Genomic DNA, 19,281 nt, shown 5'->3' on the forward strand with positions numbered 1-19,281 from the left:
GAGGAATGTCCCCAATTTATGTCAGAGGACACACCTCTATATCAGCATTCCTATCCCGTCGGAGGAATGTCCCCAATTTAAAGAATTGCCTTAGGGGGCCTTTATTCGATCAATTTTACGCCCAAGACCCCAAAATTTTCTGCTTCTCCGCTAATTTCCCCGGGTAGGATTGTTTGCACAAACCGTCCTTTCACATAAGAATCATTTCCCTGACCGGTAACATCATCCAATAACAGCACCCCAAAACCCACCACTTTTACGTCCCGCGCATTTATTTTTTCAATAATAGGAATCTTTACCAATCTGGCACAGTCTCGTTGGAAATGGTCCACCGTACAATAGGGGGTATGGTTACATGCTAGGAGGCGAAAATCAATGGCCCTTTTTGTGGGATTGGAAATATTTCCTGTTTGAACATCCAAAATATCCCCAATACTGATTACTTCAGGATATCCATAAGTAAGGTTCTCTTCGTAGGTACTAGCTCCCGGACCTCCCAAAGCTAAAGCCCCAAACCATCCAGTGTCTGATTCTCCCGCCCCGACTTTTAGCGTGTACTGTTCGCCAAAATTCAGCTCCTGTTCCTGGATTCCCAGGGGGACTACCCCCTCGGTAGCGGCAATGGGCCCCACCTGAGCTGTAGCTTCATGTTCCACAAATCCCGTGTTAATGCCTAATATTTTCGCAAATAACAGGTTAACATTTCTTTCCGCCTGCACCCTGATGGCTTTATTTTCATTCATAACTTCTATATCTAAATCATGGGCATTAACCCCATTGGTCACCGCATAATTCTCTGCAACAGTAACCGCCAGGTCAGGCCTCCCGGGAAGCTCCTGAGCCCCGGCTAGGGCAGCTGCATCGACAGCGTTTACTAATTTAGCCTGAGAAACGAATATCAAGCCCGTATCTGTGACAAGAGAAACTAACCCTAATAGTACAGCCATTCCTAGTGCCACAAGGATCATGGCACTGCCTTTTTCATTGTCAAATATTTTCTTATTCATATTGATCACCTATTCTACTCTCATGGCAATTTCGCTGCTCACCGTATAGGGATCTCCTATTAAACTCGAGATAATAGGGGCATAAATTTTAACCGGATATGCAATGCGAACGGTGACAGAGTCACCTCTTATTCTTGTTGATTCGTCAGGCGAAATGGTTACGGTCATCTTAGAACTGTCCAGTATGGAAGCACTGTTTTCCGCACTTAAAACAATCGTGGCATCCGAAGCACCTACTGCCGCTTCCCGGGCAGCCTCCCGGGCACTGCTGGTAATCAGCAATTGGGTGGAAAAAACTCTGCTAAACTCAACAATGCCAAAAATAAGCAATAACAATACCGGCAAAATCAAAGCCAGCTCTACCATGGCTTGTCCTTTGCAGCTTTTGATTAATTTCATCATCGTTCACATCACCTCAACCGCATAGGTGGCCAAAACACCTACAACAATCGCAATTCCGTATGGAAAAAGATTTTGCTCACTGCTGTCCCCAAATGTGACCACACGAAAACGGGTGGAAAACAAAATAACCAATCCCCTCGCCAGGTTACCCAATGCTTTCCCTAACCGTCCCTGAAACAACAGAATTCCCAGTGCGATGAGTCCCCCGGCCACCCCAGTCCCTAAAAAAGTATAAAAGACGAATTCTGTTCCTTTAATGGCACCAATGACGGCCAAAAGCTTCACATCACCCGCCCCAATGCCCTCTAATAAAAAGGGTACAAATAATAACCCCAATCCTAAGATAAAACCCTTACCTGATACAAGCAGACCTACCCATCCATCATCAATGAAATTGATTACCATACCCAGCACCAGGCTAGGTACCAGCACCGCATTATAAATCTTCCTGTGCTTCAAATCCGTCACCAGGCAAACCAGTATTGTTACCAGTAAGAGCACGTCACGCATCATCCCAACCTCTTTTGCATTTAAAAAATTTTATGGTGGTAAAGCATTTTGTCAAAGAAGGCCCTACTTAAATTCAAGTAGGGCCTATTGCCGGAGGCTGCCGCTATTTCTTACGGCGTGGTTGCATCAGGGTCATCAAAGCTGATGCCTTCAAAAACAGCGGCAATTTTGTCTTTAAATATGACTAAAGATCCGATAAGCAACACTGCGACCAGAGCAATGATCAGCCCGTATTCCGTCATTCCTTGTCCTTCTTCTTGTTTCCATAACTGTTTCATCATGTTCATTTGTCACGTCTCCCTTTTCAAATTTTTGTAATTTTTTAAAATACCAAACTTCCTGCGTCCTGGCACATCAAACTATTGGTAGTGCAAGAATGATTCTGCTTAAGAGTGCCAGTAATTTATCTTTAAATGTCGCTAATGATACCATTAGAGCTATTGCTACCAAAACAATAATCAGTCCGTATTCCGTCATTCCCTGTCCCTTTTCATCGTAGATTAAATATTTTATGGCATTAATGATTTGCACCTCCTTCCTCATTTCACTCATTCCGTTACCAAGAGCGTTTTTCTTAGGGACCAAACAACAACAATAGCTCTATTGGGGGGTTACCAAATAGAGCTAATACACACGTATCATCACGCCATACTAGTCATCTTCGGTAACCCGGCGACCATAGTAGTTTTACCTCAGGCCCGTAGCTTTGCGTCCCCGGCTTTCACCGGGTTTGCCATTATCGGAATGCCTTTTCATCATTTAGCGCGCGCTAAAAATTATTTAACCCTCACAAAATCCTAAAGTAATCTTAATAATATCCGGATATCGGCCAAGAGAAAGCTCTATTTGGAGTCACCAAATAGAGCTAATACACACGTACCATCACGCCATACTAGTCATCTTCGGTAACCCGGCGACCATAGTAATTTTACCTTAGGCCCGTAGCTTTGCGTCCCCGGCTTTCACCGGGTTTGCCATTATCGGAATGCCTTTTCATCATTTAGCGCGCGCTAAAAGTTATTTAACCTCACAAGATCCTTAAAGTAATTCTCAATGATATCCGACCAACAAAGAGCTCTATTTGGAGTCACCAAATAGAGCTAATACACACGTATCATACGCCATACTAGTCATCTTCGGTAACCCGGCGACCGTAGTTTTTACCTTAGGCCCGTAGCTTTGCGTCCCCGGCTTTCGCCGGGTTTGCCATTATCGGAATGCGTTATGGTTCAATTTCGAAATATGATTCTGCTGCAAAAGTCAAATTTGAGGAAGTCTTAACGATAAATAGTACTTGATAAATATTGCCAGCAACAGATTGCGGGGTGCTGTATAAACAGTGTTTTTGCAGCAGAATCAAATATGATCTCCTTTCAAAGATTCCCCAGCATTTTTTTAGTAAAACAAAAATAGCTCTATTGGGGAGTCACCAAATAGAGCTAATACACACGTATCATCACGCCATACTAGTCATCTTCGGTAACCCGGCGACCGTAGTTTTTACCTTAGGCCCGTAGCTTTGCGTCCCCGGCTTTCGCCGGGTTTGCCATTATCGGAATGTCTTATGGTTTCATTTAGAAATATGATTCTGCTGCAAAATGCCCGATTTGAGGAAGACTTAGCGATATTTAATACTAGGGGAATTATTAGCTAACCAGATTATTGAGGGTGGCTGTTAAAAGAACGCATTTTGGCAGCAGAATCAAATAATATCCTCTTAAAAATCTCTCACTCTCCCTTTCCCTAAACAAACAAAAAGCTCTATTTGGTGGTTACCAAATAGAGCTAATATACGTATCATCACGCCATACTAGTCATCTTCGGTAACCCGGCGACCATAGTATTTACCTTAGGCCCGTAGCTTTGCGTCCCCGGTTTTCGCCGGGTTTGCCATTATCGGAATGCATTATGGTTTTATTTCGACAAATTATTCAAACAACTAAAAATTTTTTCTTCAAAAGTAATATATTAGGTTATTTACGTGCATCTTAGCATATAATTGGAAAATTGTAAATACCTTTGACAAAATTTACTTACAGAAATTTATGTGAAAGTATAGTAAGATAAAAACCATAAATTTTCTGCACCTAATTTCCGCAGAAAAAATAACACAAGAGGAAAAGAATGGAGGAATGTTAAATGAAGAAAGTGACTCGTCTAGGCCTGCTTGTGTGCTTGATCATGGTGTTTACAATGCTGTTTTCCACCATGGCATGGGCCGCTTCCCTTGGAACCTCCGGAACCAAATGTCCCCTAAAGAACACCGGTAACCAGCAAATTACTGTGGACCAATTTCAGAAGTGGTTAGGTTTAGGTTCTTGCTCAAACAATACTGACTGTGTGGATCAATCCTGCAATAACGTAACTTCATGTTTGAGTAAAAACCTGTGCCCGAACCCCGGGACATGCCTGGTGCAAACCGGAACAGCAAAAGACTGCAAAAAGACACAGCTTCAATCAACTCCGGCACCCGCTTCCAAGCCGACAGTAACTAAACCGGTACCTGCCAAGAATTCCACTCCTAAAGCAACCAAACCGGCACCTGAAAAAAATTCCACTCCAGCCTCAACTCCTGTAGCCGGTTTAACTGCTGACGAACAGAAAATGGTTGACCTGGTGAATGCAGAAAGAACTGCCGCCGGCTTGCCCGCTTTAGAAGTGGATATGCGCCTGGTAAAAACGGCAAGAATGAAGAGCCAGGATATGATTGATAACAATTATTTCGATCACAACTCTCCTACTTACGGCTCACCCTTCGACCTGATGAAGAGTCAAGGGATCACCTATCGCACGGCAGGGGAAAACCTGGCCGGCAACAGTTCAGTCGATGGGGCGCATAAAGGCTTAATGAACAGTTCGGGACACCGAGCCAATATTCTGAACAAAAACTATACCCACATCGGTATCGGTATTATCGACGGAGGCCCTTATGGTAAAATGTTTACGCAACATTTTATCGGCTAAACTTTTCTGAAAAAACCGGGTGGGTGCAGATCCCGCCCGCACATAAAAAGCACACAACACATGGGTTCCGGCGATTTGACCGCCGGAACTCTTTTCTATTCGGGGGTCAAAAATAGGGCCTGCCCCGGCCTTTTCGCGGCGAAATAAAAAAAACAGCAAAACTACGGGCAAACTTTTTTACCCTGATTATTGCTGAATTTTTTTCATCTTCTCTACTCTGGATTCTGTTAAGTAAGTGATGAGACCGAGATTTTGTCTAATGCGGGACCGCCTATATATAACCGTACGCATTCCCCGAATTGCCCAGCATACCGGCATTAAAAAAGGCATCTTATGCAGAAAGGGAAAAAGTATCTCCATATGGGGTCTTGCCGGGAAAAGCATGCGCAAAGCGAATTTTAGTTTGGCTACAGTGAAACCTTCCGCTTCCTTCGTTTCTCGAATAAACCTATTTATCACAGCATTTTTACCAGAACCATAGGTACCGTTGGCAAGAATATAAGCGGCCACTTCCTGATCAATTTCTTGATCTATTTTTTTGTTAAACCACTGTTCAGACAACCCCTCCATACTTTGGGCAAAGCCGGATAAACCTGTTTTTTCAAATTCAGCGCGGACATAATTCCCATCTATTTGTTCTTTGTAGTAGTTCCTGTATACCCACACATCCATCACCGACCGTATGCCGGTGCCGCCGCCTCGGTGGTGCTTGGCCATATGGGCCATGAGATAAATATAGAAATCCACTTGGGACATTTCATATTGGTAGCTGGTCCCGGCATGTAATTTCACCCGGTTCCAAATACTCTCGAAATAGGTATGTAAACGATCCATTCTTTCGGGAATAAGCGTGCGGTGAAGTTCAATATTCATCACCGGCTGTTTGTGATATACGTCATGGTGGCCGCCCGTATGCTCGACTGTATAACCAAGGGACAGCATCGTATCTCTGGCCCTTTTCATTTGGCTATGATCAACTAAAATATCCACATCAGCCATCAATCTCATATCAGGCTGCGGATAGAAATGTTTAATGATAAATCCTTTGAGGGGCATACACTTGATATAATTTTCCTCCAATGCGGACAGGATCTGCCGGACCTCCAATTCTTGCCTGGCTTCCTTGGCCAGGCCCTTTTTCCGGGCTTCCTGAAAAGCCTTCATTTTATCCGGATCCGGTAAAGGGTCCAGACGGCTCAGCCCATAACAGGCCATATTCGCCACACTGTGCCGGGATGCCAGCTTATAGAGGAATAACAGATCCAGATTCTGCGGTATGGGCGGGGGAACCTCGTTGTGCAGTACTGCAGCCAAAAGGGAGATTAAATAGCGCCCGGCTATTTCTCTATCCAGTTTTTCGTTCATCCTGTTTCCCCCCTCTTGTACGGATACGCTTATTTCCCATGCCAAGGACCCTCTCACAAACATCCGGGACCCCTGGTAATGGGATATCCTCAGACAGGACTTGCCTGACAGAACCGCCAAATGGTGCAAGAGCCTTTTTTTGGTGTTTTCGCCCGGAAGGGAAGTAGCTTCATGAGATACTTTTCCTTACCCGGCGGGCCAGGCCCTGAAACCTGAAGAAGATCTTTCTGACCCAAAACAATCTGGTCCAAATCAGGCAATACAGCCGGTAGGCCTTGTTGCTGCAGTCTATATACTTTTTCCCCCGGTAAAAGGCTTTCACTACAGCGATAACCTGATCGTGCCTGACGCCGTATTCCGGTTCCCATTGATGGTCGCCGCACAAAACGTAGCCATTCTCTTTGACAGCCACAATCCGGTGCAAGACAAACTGTCCGTTATGGCGCCGGTAAAGAGGAATATCGTATTTTTTCAGTTTCTCTGGGGCCTGGACCAGTATGATCTTATCCTGCCGGTCGCGCAGCAGAGGAAGCATGCTCTTTCCAGACGGTACGAGGGCTACTTCCCCGCCGCTTTGCAGGATCTCCACCATCAGTGCGCATACTTCCTTCAAAAAAATTCTCTTAGGCAAGTAAATCCGCGCCTTTCAACTTATCAATAAATTCTGCGATATCAGTTTTAGCAGTCGGGGCATCAATTTCATATTCACGAAGCATCGCTGCCACTAATGCCTGTTCATCTGCGTCTTTTTCAAGCATTTTCCAGAGAAAAACCCCCGTACTGTTCAAGGTGATGAGTCCGTTGAAATCCAAAGCGGTCTTGCCCACTGCCACTACCACGCTGTTTCCTGCTACCTCCCGCAGGATATATCCCTCTTTTATTTTCACTTTTTTCACCCTCTTCAACCGGAATTTGAAGCAAGTTCTTAATTCAGATGGAGATTCTTTTACTCCATCTGAATTTTAGAACTGCAAATGCATGACTTACGCCAAGTTAGTCAGGCTAAATTTTCAAATTGAAGACATGGCTTGATAAGCCATGTCCACTGCTTCAACATCGATAGTACAGCCCATTTGATAGAAGGGAATCTGCCTGATCAGTTTATCCAGTATGGTGAGTAGGCTTTCCATCCCTTGGATCTCACGAGGGCGCAAAGTTTGATTCAAAATTAGTTTCAGGGCTGCTTGCGCTTCTAATCTTTCGATCCAATTATGCCGGGATTGCTCCAAAAAGCAAACGGCCTGCAAAGGTACTTTTACATTCAGGTTCTGCTCGCTCTTGCCGCTCCAGGGGGTTCCGTAGACATAAAAAGAGTTATCCATGTACCGGAGAGCCGGTTTATCATCATTGATGATGCTGACCTGATTCCGTCCGAAATGCTGCCGCCACAACCTGGCGTGGGTGGATTTTCCGGTTCCGCAGGAGGCGGAGAAGAGATAACTTCGGCCTTCATAAGCCAGGGCCGAGGCATGGAGCATTAAGCCGTCAAAATTTAATAGCCGCCGGTAGAAGTCGGCACCGGTCCAGATGTATTCGCACTCGTCCATACTCAAGTGAGGATTCTCCTGTTGTTTATGCTGCAGGAAATCCGGGCTTAAGAAGATCGTGAAATCAACCGGGCGGGTTGTCTCAAAGAAATAGGGCTGACTTCGCCTGGCCAGGATGTGACCGTTGGCCTGCAATCCTACTGTTAAATCGGCGATTCTATATGTTGGCATATTTTTCTCCCTGGAATCCCCTAACCACCAATTAATCGATATCATTCCAGTAGATTTCATCCCTGTTTCCTTCAATCATAGTGGTCATCCGCTGGATGCACGCGCTGCTATAGAGCTGGGTAGGGTCGCAGTTAAAATTAATCATTTATTCTTCAGCCTTTTTTTGTTTTCCTTTATTTTAGATTATTTTTTTAATATAAAAGCATACCACACATAGGTGGTTTTATGATCGCTTAGTCCCTGAAATTAACAAACTTGTTAAATAAATTAAGCAGTACCTGTTTAAATTAATTACAAATATGGTAAAATACTTTTATATGTCCAATTTACTAATCCCATTGAACTACAAAAATATTAGGGGTAGGTACGGAATGAAAAACCATGATATCCTTAATTTTTGTGACGAGATATTAAATCATCTCACCGTGATCAAAGGATATTTACAATTACAAATCGAAAGAAAAGATGTCGACTATTTATTCCTGATCTTAAAGGAAATTGACCAGAGTGAATCAGTAATCGATAGTATCATCAATCAAGTGAAAGCTGACCAATATTAACAACAAAGGGGTGTCGACCTATGTTACACAAAATACTGGTGGTTGATGGTCATCTTGGGGTTTGTAGGCTAATAAAGGATGTCCTGATTGGTGAAGGCTATGATGTGTGTATTTGCCCGGAACCACTAAAGGCTTTGGAAATAGTTCAGAACGACAGGTTTTCCTTAATCCTCCTGGATGTTAGGATACGGGGAGTGGATTGCTGGGACTTGTATCACCGGATTCGTGCCTTTTGCCAGGGAACCATCGTGTTAATGGCTTCATCTGTAAACCTGGACCAAGTTGTCACCGCCCACGAAAATGGCGTTGTCGATTATTTTATGAAAAAGCCCTTTGACATTAAGGATCTCCGTAAGCTGGTAAAAGCCTTGACAGGGCAGCAAGAAAACTGTTCATGCGGGCCATAAGTATCCATAAATGCCCTCCAGGCAAAAAAGGTGCATCTTTCCAAGTAAACGACCGGAGAAAAAATTTCCCGGTTTTTATTTTATTCCCTTTCCCTTGATCCCATTTTTTCTTTTCAACTTTGAAGGGTATCATCCTAAGAAGTACAAAAAAAGGAAAAAAAATTTTTCGTTTATTTAAAGGCATATGCCTATGGTTTGAAGAATAAAAGCATCTATCAATAACTTTGTTAACCGGTTAAGGAGGGATCCCATGAAGAAAATTCGACTTTTTCAAGTTTTGGCTTTCCTTTTTTTTGCAGCCTTGTTGATAAAAATCACCTCCGGGTTTTACGTAAACTACATCTGGTTTAAAAATCTCGGATACAGCCAGCTGTTTACTACGCCTATCATTGCCAAGTTATCCATCGGCGTGATTTCCTTTCTGATTTTTTTTCTCATCCTGTTTGGCATGGGGTTGATCGCGTTCCGGACTTACCAGCGGGCAGAGCAAGAAAACCCTTCCTTTTGGAAAAATTTTCGTTTACGGGTACTGAAATACCCGGACCCTGCTGAAGAAGTCAACGTAACCCCGATCAATAAAAGAAAAGTGATTGCCGTTATTTTTGTGGTCAGCATTGCCTTCAGCTTTATCTTGTCCTTGCAGACCGTAGAAAACGGTTGGATGAAATTGCTGGAATACTTAAACTATGCCAAGTTTAATGTGGACGATCCGATTTTTCATAAAGACGTATCTTTTTATGTCTTTCAAATGCCCTTTTACAATTTTGTCTTGAATTCACTTACTTCATCCTTAACTATGATCTTTCTGGCCAGTCTCTTTTTCTTTCCTTTAACAGGCTTAATTCAACTAAAAGGAAATCTCTTCAAAAAAGGAAGCCTGCATATTCCCCGGAGTATCCGCAGGTTTTGGTCCTGCTTAATAGGAATTTTGTTCATTCTTTACGGGTTGAAACAGATTATTGCCATGTATACCATTGTTTATTCGCAAGCAGGCTACGTCTACGGAGCAGGTTATACCGATATTCATGTAACCCTGCCCTTGTCCATCATACTGGCCATTCTGGCTGTTTTGTGCAGCATCGCCGCTTTTTTGTTCTTTTTCATCAACGATCATCGTTTGGTCACCAGACCCATTGTAATTTACCTTTTAGCAGGTATCCTCGGCATGGGGGTGCACAGCTTTGTGCAATATACCGTGAGCAATAACGAATTTTTCAAAGAAAAACCCTACATTGAACGGGAAATAAAATTCACCAGGCTGGCCTATGGTTTAAATGATCTGGTGGTGAAGGACTATCCCGGAACAGCAAAAATTACTTGGGAGAACATCCAAAACAACCGGTCCACCATCGAAAACATCCGTCTCAATGACCCGAACCCCCTCAAAGCCGCCCTGTCCCAAAACCAGGGTTTAACCTACTATTACCAGTTCAACGACATTGACATCGACCGCTATCAGATAGACGGGAAGTACCGCCAAGTTCTTCTGGCCCCCCGGGAAATATCGGACAAATCCCTTACGGAAAAAGCAGGCACCTTTGTCAACCTGACCATGAGATATACCCACGGATACGGCATTGCGGCCACTTTGGCCAATGAAATCGACGAATCCGGCTACGCCCGCTTAATTGTGAAAGATATTCCTGCCAAGTCAGAAGTCCAAGGTATTGACATCAAGGAACCCCGCATCTATTTCGGAGAATTGACCAACGACAGCCGGTACGGTTATGTGATCGGCAATACCTCTGCCAAGGAGTTTGATTATACCCTGGGCGACAACAACATGGAAAATGTCTATCAAGGTTCCACCGGCCTGAAATTAACAGGCCTCGACAAGCTCTTTCTCAGCGCTTACTTTAATACCTTTCGCTTCTATTTTGCCGGCGAAATCACAGAAAACAGCAAACTGCTGATGCGAAGAAATATTGTGGACCGGGTCAATACCCTGATGCCTTATTTAAAACTGGACCAGGACCCCTATATTGTTGCCGCCGACGACGGCAAATTATATTGGATCCTGGACGCCTATTCCTTCACGGACAAATTCCCCTATTCTTCTCCCGTGGGGGACGTCAACTATCTGCGTAATTCTGTAAAAATCGTCATTGATGCATACAACGGAACCGTTAATTTTTATACCTTTGACACCAGCGATCCCATTATTAAAACGGTTTCCGCCATATTTCCGGGAATTTTTAAAGACGCATCCGCCATGCCCAGTAACCTGAAGGAGCACGTGCGTTACCCGGAAGACTACTTTAATATCCAGTCTCATATTCTTCTGAATTTCCATGTAGATAATCCTTCCATCTTTTACAACCGGGAGGATACCTGGGACATTGCCAAAAAAGTGACTACAGAAGGGACCAGCAATATCGATCCCTATTATACCATTATGAAACTGCCCGGCGAGCAAGAGAGCGAGTATACCCTGACCATTCCCTTTACTCCGGCCAGCCGGCAGGAACAGCACCGGAACAATATGGTGGCTTGGCTTGCCGCCAGAAACGACGGCGATGAATATGGCCAACTGGCCCTGTACCGGATGCCTAAAAATGTGGAAATCCAGGGACCTTTAATGATCGACAGCATGATCGACCAGGATCCCTCCATTTCCCAAAAGCTGACCCTTTGGGGGCAAGGGGATTCGGAGGTGATCCGGGGCAACCTGATGGTGGTTCCCATTGACGACGGGTTTATTTATGTGGAGCCCATTTATATTCGGGCGGAACAACAAGGGGCATCCATTCCTCAGATGCAGGCCATCGTGTTCGCTGTTGATAAGAAACTGATCCTGGTTGAGACGAAATCTCTGGACAAAGCCATTGCGGAATTTTTCGGCAAAAAAGGTTTGCCGGAAGAGCCCGGCCAAAAACCAGAACCGGGTCAGGAACAGCCTCAGGTGGTCCAACCGAAGGAATCCCTCCTGGAAAAGATTGAAATTCTGAAGCAGCAACTCTTAGAGTTGGAGGAAGAAATACGGTCCATGTAAAAATCACAAACCAGAATATCCTTAATATAACAACAACCCAGATAACCATATTTAGAGTTAGAATCGAGTAGGAGGCTACCCATTATTTGAGTAGCCGACCTCTCACACCACCACTCAAGCGGTTCCGCAAGTGGCGGTTCCCAAGTTTACACCTGGACAGATTTTAAGTAATCCGAGAAAAATACGTAACCTGCCTGTCTGAGGCGGGCATCGGTTACGGTGACATTTAGAATGTGGCTATTGGCGATCCGCCAGTAGCCTTTTCTTGTGCACGCAAACTTAATGGCATTGTCATGGTTGAGTCCGAGTTTCTTCAGCATTGCATATCTGGTGCGGATTTTCTTCCACTGTTTCCAGATATACATGCGAATTCTCCTTCTCAGCCATTTATCGGTTGCCCCAAGCATCTTCTTCATATCCGCGAGTTTGAAATAATTTACCCACCCCGTTATGAATTGTTTTAATTTAAGTTTCAGTAGTTCGTATCCGAGTCCGTTACTTCTAGACGTGATCTCTTTTACTTTTGCTTTCATCTTACTGATGCTCTTAGCATGGACACGAAGTTTGATTCCATCTTTTGATGGATAGAATCCGTATCCTAGGAATTTAACTTTGCCGATATAGGCAACCACCGTTTTCTCTCTGTTCACCCTTAGAAGCAGTTTGTCCTCAATGAAAGGTAGGATGTGCTCCAGCATCCTTTGCGCTGACCTTTTCGTCTTTGCAAAGAGTTGCACATCATCCGCATATCTGACAAATCTGATTCCTCTACGTTCCAGTTCATGGTCAAGTCCATTCAGCATGATGTTACTACATAAGGGACTGACGTTTCCGCCCTGAACGAGACCAAGTTCTGTCTCCTCGAATCTCCCTCTGTTTACTGCTCCTGCCGTGAGATACTTATGTATTAGGGATATGACTCTACCATCTCTGATTGTCCTTGACAGTATCTCAATCATTTTCGATTGGTTTACCGTATCGAAAAACTTCTCTAGGTCCATCTCTACAACGTAGGTATACCCTTCGTTCGCGTATTCCTTACACTTCCTCAGCGCGTCATGAGCACTTCTCTTCGGCCTGAAGCCGTAGCTAGTTTCTGCAAATTGGGGTTCGAAGATGGGTAACAGTACTTGTGCGATTGCCTGCTGCAGCACTCTGTCTACTGCTGTTGGTATCCCCAACGTCCGCATTTTTCCCTTGTCCTTGGGTATTTCTACTCTTCGGACTGGATTAGGACGATATTTTCCGTCCAGAACCAACTTTACGAGTTCCTCTCCATTGTCTTTGAGATATTGCGAAATATGCTCCACTTCCATCCCATCGACTCCGTGTGCGCCTTTGTTTCTCTTAACCTGCTTGTATGCTTTGTTGAGGTTGTCTCGGTTTAAAATTCTCTCTAAAAGTCCGTTCTCTTCACTGTCGGCATTGGTGTTGTTGTTTTCAGTTATCCTCCTGTCGGTGAGCGCTCCCGCATACCCTTCGTGTTCCGCACTATCTCTTTGCGAGCAGCCCTTGCCACAGCAAGGTATTCTGCTTTCTTTTATCCCGACCTTGGTAACATTCATTGACTAACACCTCCTTAGGTTCAACCCTTCATAACGCCGTCGACTGCGTTACTACTATGGTATCTGCTGACTTCTCACGGTAAATCTTGTTTCAACCGCATTTCGCTAACTCGTTCCATGCGTCCGTGAGACCTCCCACGGTAAGACACGTAACTTTCATCCCATGTACCCGCCGTATTTACATCCCCGTGTCCGTGCAGTTTATTGGATTTGTCTTGTCATGCAGACTCATCCCACTTCGGATGCCTGATACGATTCGTGTTCCTCGGGTCGGAACTTTGCCGTAGGCTTCCTTCAGATTATCTGAAAACTCAGATAATCTGAATTATCCAAGAGGAAACATTATCCGAGGAATCGCAGAAGTGCGCTGGTATGCAAGTGAAACACGCAAATTTCCTCGGATAACTTTTCCTGTTATATCTTCTTTAAAAACTCTAATCCTATGTCTTCATAAGCAAGAGCTGCTTTAACAGGCAGAATATTGGCTAAGCTGTGCTCCGCCAAATACTTATCCTTTAATTCATCGCTTACGGTTGCGTAAATCAACGTCGTTTCCAAAGAAACGTGTCCAAGAAAGTTTTTGATTACTGGTAAAGGCACGCCGGCCTCCAGCATATGAACCGCTATGGAATGCCGGAATGTGTGGGGAGTGTATATTTTTTCCTTAAATAATGCCGGATGTTTTCTTTTTGCTTCCCTTACATATTTCTTTACGATTTCCTCAACGCAGGAAATTGTCATATGTTCATGAGCCTGGCTTGAAAAAACATGGCTTTCCACCGCTTTCTTTTCGTGTTCCAGATATGTTTTGAGCAGGACTGCACAATCATCAGGAATTGTAATAATCCGGCCTCTTTTTCCTTTACCGATAAGCTTGATTGAAGCTTTCTCTCCAAAACGGATGTCAGATACCTTTAAATCGCATAATTCCTGTGCTCTGGCACCGCTTGCATAGAGTACGCTTAACAGCACAAGATCCCTGTAGCCAACTGTTCCAATCCCGGAAGGAAGATGCAGCATAATGGAAATTTCTTCTTTGGTAAAGTATACAGGCATTTTATCACTTTCCTTCTTTTTGGGGATGGAAGAAAGCGTCCCATGGAACCCGGCTGCTTCGACCGGCTCCTTTCTGGCGGCATACTTAGAGAAAGAGGATATGCAGCTTAGCCTCTGGTTTCGTGTGCTTATGCTGCATGATCTGCATTTTTCCAGCCATGACAGGAACTGCTCCGGCATATCTTTTTCCAGTGTATGGAATGTTACCTTTTCTGGAAGAACCCCTTTTTCTTCCTTTAAAAAGCTGAACAGGAGCTGGAATGAGTATTTATATGAACGGATGGAGTTACTGCTCAGCCCTTTGGTAACAGGCAGATATTCCGTAAAGTATGATGAAAGCACATCAAGAAAAGCGCTGTTTTTTCTCATGCCTTCACCTCAGGGAACAACCCTCTTGTATAGTCCGAGATTCTTTCCTGCGCCTCGGAATACAGTTCATAAGAGAACCTCAGGTAACGGTCTGTTTCCATGATGTTTTCATGACCGAGATAGGTGGATAGAAAAGGAACTGTGCCATCAAATGAATCGCCCGAGCTCTGAAAGGAGCGGAATACAAATGTATGGCGAAGACAATGGGGACAAATGCCCCTTTCTCCCGGATAACGGCGTTCCTGCTTTATGCCGCTTAATACCAATGCAACAGCAAACCACCGTTCCACCCAGCTGTTGCTGTAGGGCTTTCCATCCGTTCCGGCAAAAAGATGATCCTCCGGTTCCTGCAGGAGTCCTCTCCTGATGCAGTATTTCATTAGCAGGTCAGCAGTGCTTTGTTTCATTGGCACAAGACGCTGCCGGTTACGTTTGGCTTTACGGATAGTCAGGCAGCCTCTGTCAAAATCTATATCCCCGGATTTCAACGAAAGAGCTTCTGAAAGACGCAGCCCGCAGGCATAGAGGAGCCTTATGATCATCGGGAAAGCTATCGGCATATCGGAACCGGAAACTTTTAAAGCGTATGAAAGATTGTCTACTTCCTGTATCATGCGTCTCCACTCTGATTCGTCGAATATGTAAGGTGCATATGTACTTGCTGTTTTCCGCGGAGTTTCCGGGATATTGCAATGGATTCCTTCTGCTGAAAGATATCTCATGAACCCTCGCAGTACAATATATTTTTTCTTTCTTGTTGCCTGAGAACAGATCAGCTGACTGTCCCATGCAAAAATGGCCTGCGGCGAAAGTGCTTCTTCGGCAGAGCTGTCTTTCTGAATGAACCGCTCTAGCTCCCTGAACAGGCTTTCAACATGCGGCGTATATCTTCCTGATTTGTCCAACAGGTTGAGATAGGCACACATTTTCTCCCCCAATACAGTGGAATACAGTCTCATTTCCAGGTACCTCCTTCCAGATAGGAAGCAAAACACCCGGTTGCCTCAGGGCATTCCAGTGCGCATTTGCGAAGCCTTTCTGTGTCGATGGATGCATATCGCTTTGTTGCATTCGGATCTGTATGCCCCAACACCTTCTGGACTACCGTATAAGGGACATCGTCAGCAATCAGCCCGCTTGCCATGCTTGAGCGGATTGCATGAGCACCTCTTTTCCTGCCGTTGATAACAACAGAGCATTTCAGCCTTGATGCCACGATGCTCCAGACTGCACTCCGCGACAATGCGCTGCAAGGGGCTGAAACCCTTCGGAAGAGAAAAGTTTGGCTATGAACAGAAGCTGCTTCTGTAAGATAGGATAAGAAAGCTTTCTTTACCGCCGGAAGCAGGGTTGCACGGTATTCTTTCCCTGTCTTTGACTGGATAAAAGAAAAACAGTTATGTTGAAAATCTATATCCCCCACTTTCAGGCGTACAAGATCAGTGGCGCGAATCCCATAAGTCGCAAGCATCAGAAGAATAGCGTAATCCCTTTTCCCAATCAGGCTGCCGTAGTCGATGCTCTCCAGTGCTTTGCGGAGCTCTTCTTTTTTGTAAACTGTTGGAAGCTTTCTATCGGGCAAAAATGGCGGAACTGCTTTTGACAAGTCTCCCTTTGTCAGGCCGCTGCAATAGAGGTATTTAAGGAAATATGGGAGCTTTTCACATATTCCTTCCATAGAACCTGCACAAAGCACGGCTGTTCCTACATGCGAGGCAGTGATATCTGCTATGGAATTGATTCCCTGCCCTTCAATCGAATTTAAAAATTGCGCAGCGAAAATACGTCTGCAGGCTATCGTTGCCGGCTTTAGCCCCCGGTCTGCCATTTCCATCAGGTAACATCCCAGTATTTTTCGAAAAACCGCCGGTGGTTCAATCCCTCCTTGTGGCTGCCTGTAAGCATAAGGCGAACCAGACAGATATTCATTGAATCTCCTTACCGCTGTTCTGGTATGCTTTTTATAGCTTTCTGAAAGCGGAAGTTCAGAAAGAATATCTGTCAAAAACATTTCCGAATACTCTTTTGTATAGCTTAAGGTTCCATTTTGCTCCATAAATGAGCATGCTTTTCTCAGAAAGGACTGATAGCTTTTAAGAGTTGTTTCTGAATATCCCCTTCCTTTCATGGCGGTGAGAAATTTTTTGATTTGCCCTTCAAGCTGCTGAGGTTTGAATAAAAAGTCCATTGCATTCATCTCCTTGTATAATGTACGTATTTCATTGTTTCATGACGCATTATACTTGGATAGAACTTATCCGAGGAGTTTTTCTTGGATGCCATAAAAATACAATGTTTGATTGAATATCTCGGATAGTATTTTCTCTTGGATAATTCAGATTCCTCCTCGCGAAGGACACCCTTGCCATTGGCTAATGGTTGGCAACTGCCAGCCCCCATAGCGGACTTTCACCGCCTAGTTACGCGTCATGCGTGGCGCACATGAATAAAACAGCATCCCAAAATAATATTTGAGATGCTGTTATTTTTTTCGTAACAAGGATGCGTCATGAATCATGATTACATTTGTTTTACTAAATCATATTTTGATCATCGCCTGGAATCATGCTTCCTGATAACCGGTTCACCGGTTTTATAACTTCGAAAAATCCAAAGTGGCAAAATAATCTTCCAGAGTTTCCGCCCTTCTGATTATTGCCGCCTGTCCATCGGGTTTTAACAATAATTCGGCGGAGCGAAGCTTGCCATTATAGTTGAATCCCATGGCATGACCGTGGGCTCCGGCATCGTGTATGACGATAATATCTCCAATATCGATTCTGGGCAAAGGCCGGTCTATGGCAAATTTATCATTGTTTTCACAGAGAGAGCCGGTCACATCATAAATATGATCCAGGGGCCAATCTTCTTTACCGGGTACGGTAATATGATGGTAAGCGCCGTACAAAGCGGGGCGCATCAGATTCGCCATGCAGGCATCAAGACCGACATAGTTTTTATAGATCTCTTTTTTATGCAGTACCTTGGTCACCAGATAGCCGTAAGGCCCGGTGATCATCCGGCCGCTTTCCATGGCAATTTTTACGGGATCCAGACCATTGGCCACAATTTTTTCCTCATAACTCCTTCTGATCCCCTCTCCTACATAATCCAAATCAACCGGCTCTTCTTCAGGCCGATAGGGGATGCCGATGCCGCCTCCCAAGTTCAGATATTCTATTCTAATATCTAATTTCTCGTAGATCTCCCCGATCAGGTCAAACATCATATTGGCGGTTTCGATAAAATATTCCGGGTCTAATTCATTGGAAATTACCATGGTATGAATGCCAAAACGTCTGGCCCCTTTATTCTTCATGATCCGGTAGGCTTCAAAGATCTGCTCTTTTGTCAGTCCGTATTTTGCTTCCTGGGGTTTGCCGATAATATCGTTTCCCCCGGCGCGCAAGGGCCCCGGATTATAACGGAAAGAAATCAAATCCGGAAAACCGGCCACTCTTTCCAAAAAATCAATATGACTAATATCATCCAGATTAATAATCGCCCCTAATTCCTTTGCTTTTTGAAATTCTTCCCCCGGTGTATCATTGGAAGAAAGAATGATATCCTCTTTTTTTATGCCCGCTTTTTCCGCCAGAATCAATTCCGTCAGTGAACTGCAGTCAGCCCCCAAACCCTCTTCCCTGAGGATCTTTAAAATATAAGGGTTGGGCGTAGCCTTCACAGCAAAATGTTCCTTAAACTCAGGCGCCCAAGAAAAAGCGGATTTCAGTTTCCGGACATTTTCCCGAATATCCTTTTCTATATAAATGTGAAAAGGAGTGCCATACTCTTTAATAAATTCCTCCAATTGTTCTTTCGTAAACGGTAGTGTTTTTTCTGCCATCATGAATCCCCCTGATTATTATATTTTTTGCCAAGACGATTGGTCTACTTTTGGAGGTGTTTTGTGCCATACTTCAAGATACTAGAAAACTTGGCTTGCGCCAAGCCTCTGGCGGCGGAAGCCTTAGTTGCACTTATACTTTCAACCCTTTAAAACTTATAAATTCTGAAAGTATAAAAAAGGCGGCTATGAATGAGCACATCCACAACCGCCCGAAAAGATAAACGCTTTTCAGTTATCTTGTGTTCGATAGCGCTCCACCCAAAAGCAGAAGGGTGACAGTCCTGTATTTGTTCAATACAAGCCCAGCATAAGAATTCAGCCAAATCCTCACACTTCGGCGGGTATTCCTTTCTGCACCCTTCATGGCCGGCTGCTCCGGGTACATACTATTAATAGCCCGCACCTCTATCATAAAATATTTAATTTTAATTATTATCCTATAACACTAAACAAAAAGTCAATGGAAAAAAAATCCATTTTACTCTTTTCTAGTTGGGGTACTGGTGACCGGGATTC

Annotated in this window: 18 protein-coding genes and 6 riboswitches; of the genes, 4 read left to right on the forward strand and 14 right to left on the reverse strand. The window is 44.3% G+C overall.

Going from position 1 to position 19,281, the window contains the following annotated elements:
* Window positions 1–101: 101 nt before the first annotated feature.
* The 5 genes from DCMF_RS15715 to DCMF_RS15735 all read right to left on the reverse strand — a co-directional run bounded on the left by DCMF_RS15715 (window position 102) and on the right by DCMF_RS15735 (window position 2,450).
* On the reverse strand, window positions 102–1,007 hold the full coding sequence (locus DCMF_RS15715; RefSeq protein ID WP_148135297.1) for a pilus assembly protein TadG-related protein: 906 nt from the start codon (window positions 1,005–1,007) through the stop codon (window positions 102–104).
* A 9-nt stretch (window positions 1,008–1,016) separates the two neighbouring features.
* A complete protein-coding gene (locus tag DCMF_RS15720) occupies window positions 1,017–1,409 on the reverse strand; it encodes a TadE/TadG family type IV pilus assembly protein (RefSeq protein WP_148135298.1) in 393 nt (130 codons plus the stop codon).
* 3 nt (window positions 1,410–1,412) lie between these two features.
* On the reverse strand, window positions 1,413–1,922 hold the full coding sequence (locus tag DCMF_RS15725) for an A24 family peptidase (protein WP_148135299.1): 510 nt from the start codon (window positions 1,920–1,922) through the stop codon (window positions 1,413–1,415).
* Window positions 1,923–2,029: 107 nt separating this feature from the next.
* On the reverse strand, window positions 2,030–2,206 hold the full coding sequence (locus tag DCMF_RS15730; RefSeq protein ID WP_214658645.1) for a Flp family type IVb pilin: 177 nt from the start codon (window positions 2,204–2,206) through the stop codon (window positions 2,030–2,032).
* Window positions 2,207–2,273: 67 nt separating this feature from the next.
* Window positions 2,274–2,450: a Flp family type IVb pilin gene (locus DCMF_RS15735; RefSeq protein WP_236860039.1), complete on the reverse strand. Its 177-nt coding sequence runs from the start codon at window positions 2,448–2,450 to the stop codon at window positions 2,274–2,276.
* A 129-nt stretch (window positions 2,451–2,579) separates the two neighbouring features.
* Window positions 2,580–2,664: riboswitch (cyclic di-GMP riboswitch) on the reverse strand.
* Between the two features lie 156 nt (window positions 2,665–2,820).
* A riboswitch (cyclic di-GMP riboswitch) is annotated at window positions 2,821–2,905 on the reverse strand.
* Window positions 2,906–3,054: 149 nt separating this feature from the next.
* Window positions 3,055–3,137: riboswitch (cyclic di-GMP riboswitch) on the reverse strand.
* A gap of 257 nt (window positions 3,138–3,394) precedes the next feature.
* Window positions 3,395–3,477, reverse strand: a riboswitch (cyclic di-GMP riboswitch).
* 261 nt (window positions 3,478–3,738) lie between these two features.
* Window positions 3,739–3,821, reverse strand: a riboswitch (cyclic di-GMP riboswitch).
* Window positions 3,822–4,058: 237 nt separating this feature from the next.
* Between DCMF_RS15735 and DCMF_RS15740 the strand changes: the two genes are divergently transcribed.
* A complete protein-coding gene (locus DCMF_RS15740) occupies window positions 4,059–4,883 on the forward strand; it encodes a CAP domain-containing protein (protein ID WP_214658646.1) in 825 nt (274 codons plus the stop codon).
* Window positions 4,884–5,069: 186 nt separating this feature from the next.
* Here the strand turns inward: DCMF_RS15740 and DCMF_RS15745 are convergent, their stop codons facing one another.
* The 4 genes from DCMF_RS15745 to DCMF_RS15760 form a co-directional block, all read right to left on the reverse strand.
* On the reverse strand, window positions 5,070–6,248 hold the full coding sequence (locus DCMF_RS15745; RefSeq protein WP_214658647.1) for a nucleotidyltransferase domain-containing protein: 1,179 nt from the start codon (window positions 6,246–6,248) through the stop codon (window positions 5,070–5,072).
* 169 nt (window positions 6,249–6,417) lie between these two features.
* Window positions 6,418–6,861 (reverse strand): hypothetical protein, encoded by a 444-nt coding sequence (locus DCMF_RS15750; protein WP_236860040.1) that lies wholly within the window; start codon window positions 6,859–6,861, stop codon window positions 6,418–6,420.
* Between the two features lie 10 nt (window positions 6,862–6,871).
* A complete protein-coding gene (locus DCMF_RS15755) occupies window positions 6,872–7,135 on the reverse strand; it encodes a PqqD family protein (RefSeq protein WP_148135302.1) in 264 nt (87 codons plus the stop codon).
* A 123-nt stretch (window positions 7,136–7,258) separates the two neighbouring features.
* Window positions 7,259–7,966: a hypothetical protein gene (locus DCMF_RS15760; protein ID WP_148135303.1), complete on the reverse strand. Its 708-nt coding sequence runs from the start codon at window positions 7,964–7,966 to the stop codon at window positions 7,259–7,261.
* Between the two features lie 371 nt (window positions 7,967–8,337).
* On the opposite strand from DCMF_RS15760, the gene DCMF_RS15765 reads away from it, so the two are divergent.
* The 3 genes from DCMF_RS15765 (at window position 8,338) to DCMF_RS15775 (ending at window position 11,925) form a co-directional block, all read left to right on the forward strand.
* Window positions 8,338–8,526 (forward strand): histidine kinase, encoded by a 189-nt coding sequence (locus DCMF_RS15765; protein ID WP_148135304.1) that lies wholly within the window; start codon window positions 8,338–8,340, stop codon window positions 8,524–8,526.
* Between the two features lie 20 nt (window positions 8,527–8,546).
* A complete protein-coding gene (locus DCMF_RS15770) occupies window positions 8,547–8,933 on the forward strand; it encodes a response regulator (protein ID WP_148135305.1) in 387 nt (128 codons plus the stop codon).
* A 250-nt stretch (window positions 8,934–9,183) separates the two neighbouring features.
* Entirely contained in the window at window positions 9,184–11,925 is a 2,742-nt protein-coding gene (locus DCMF_RS15775; RefSeq protein ID WP_148135306.1) for a UPF0182 family membrane protein, read from the forward strand.
* A 146-nt stretch (window positions 11,926–12,071) separates the two neighbouring features.
* Here the strand turns inward: DCMF_RS15775 and ltrA are convergent, their stop codons facing one another.
* The 5 genes from ltrA to lysA form a co-directional block, all read right to left on the reverse strand.
* Entirely contained in the window at window positions 12,072–13,490 is a 1,419-nt protein-coding gene (ltrA, locus tag DCMF_RS15780) for a group II intron reverse transcriptase/maturase (RefSeq protein WP_148135307.1), read from the reverse strand.
* Between the two features lie 414 nt (window positions 13,491–13,904).
* Window positions 13,905–14,915 carry a tyrosine-type recombinase/integrase gene (locus DCMF_RS15790; RefSeq protein ID WP_148135308.1) on the reverse strand — a complete coding sequence of 337 codons (1,011 nt, stop codon included), beginning with the start codon at window positions 14,913–14,915 and terminating at the stop codon, window positions 13,905–13,907.
* Window positions 14,912–15,841 (reverse strand): tyrosine-type recombinase/integrase, encoded by a 930-nt coding sequence (locus DCMF_RS15795; RefSeq protein ID WP_214658648.1) that lies wholly within the window; start codon window positions 15,839–15,841, stop codon window positions 14,912–14,914. Before DCMF_RS15795 ends, DCMF_RS15790 begins: the two co-directional genes overlap by 4 nt.
* Before the next feature lie 29 nt (window positions 15,842–15,870).
* Window positions 15,871–17,103, reverse strand: coding sequence for a tyrosine-type recombinase/integrase (locus DCMF_RS15800; RefSeq protein ID WP_214658649.1), 1,233 nt, complete (start codon window positions 17,101–17,103; stop codon window positions 15,871–15,873).
* A gap of 405 nt (window positions 17,104–17,508) precedes the next feature.
* Entirely contained in the window at window positions 17,509–18,762 is a 1,254-nt protein-coding gene (gene lysA, locus DCMF_RS15805) for a diaminopimelate decarboxylase (RefSeq protein WP_148137939.1), read from the reverse strand.
* 242 nt (window positions 18,763–19,004) lie between these two features.
* Window positions 19,005–19,181, reverse strand: a riboswitch (Lysine riboswitch).
* Between the last annotated feature and the right edge of the window lie 100 nt (window positions 19,182–19,281).

The sequence above is a fragment of the Candidatus Formimonas warabiya genome (assembly GCF_002777255.1).
GTDB lineage: Bacteria > Bacillota > Dehalobacteriia > Dehalobacteriales > Dehalobacteriaceae > Formimonas > Formimonas warabiya.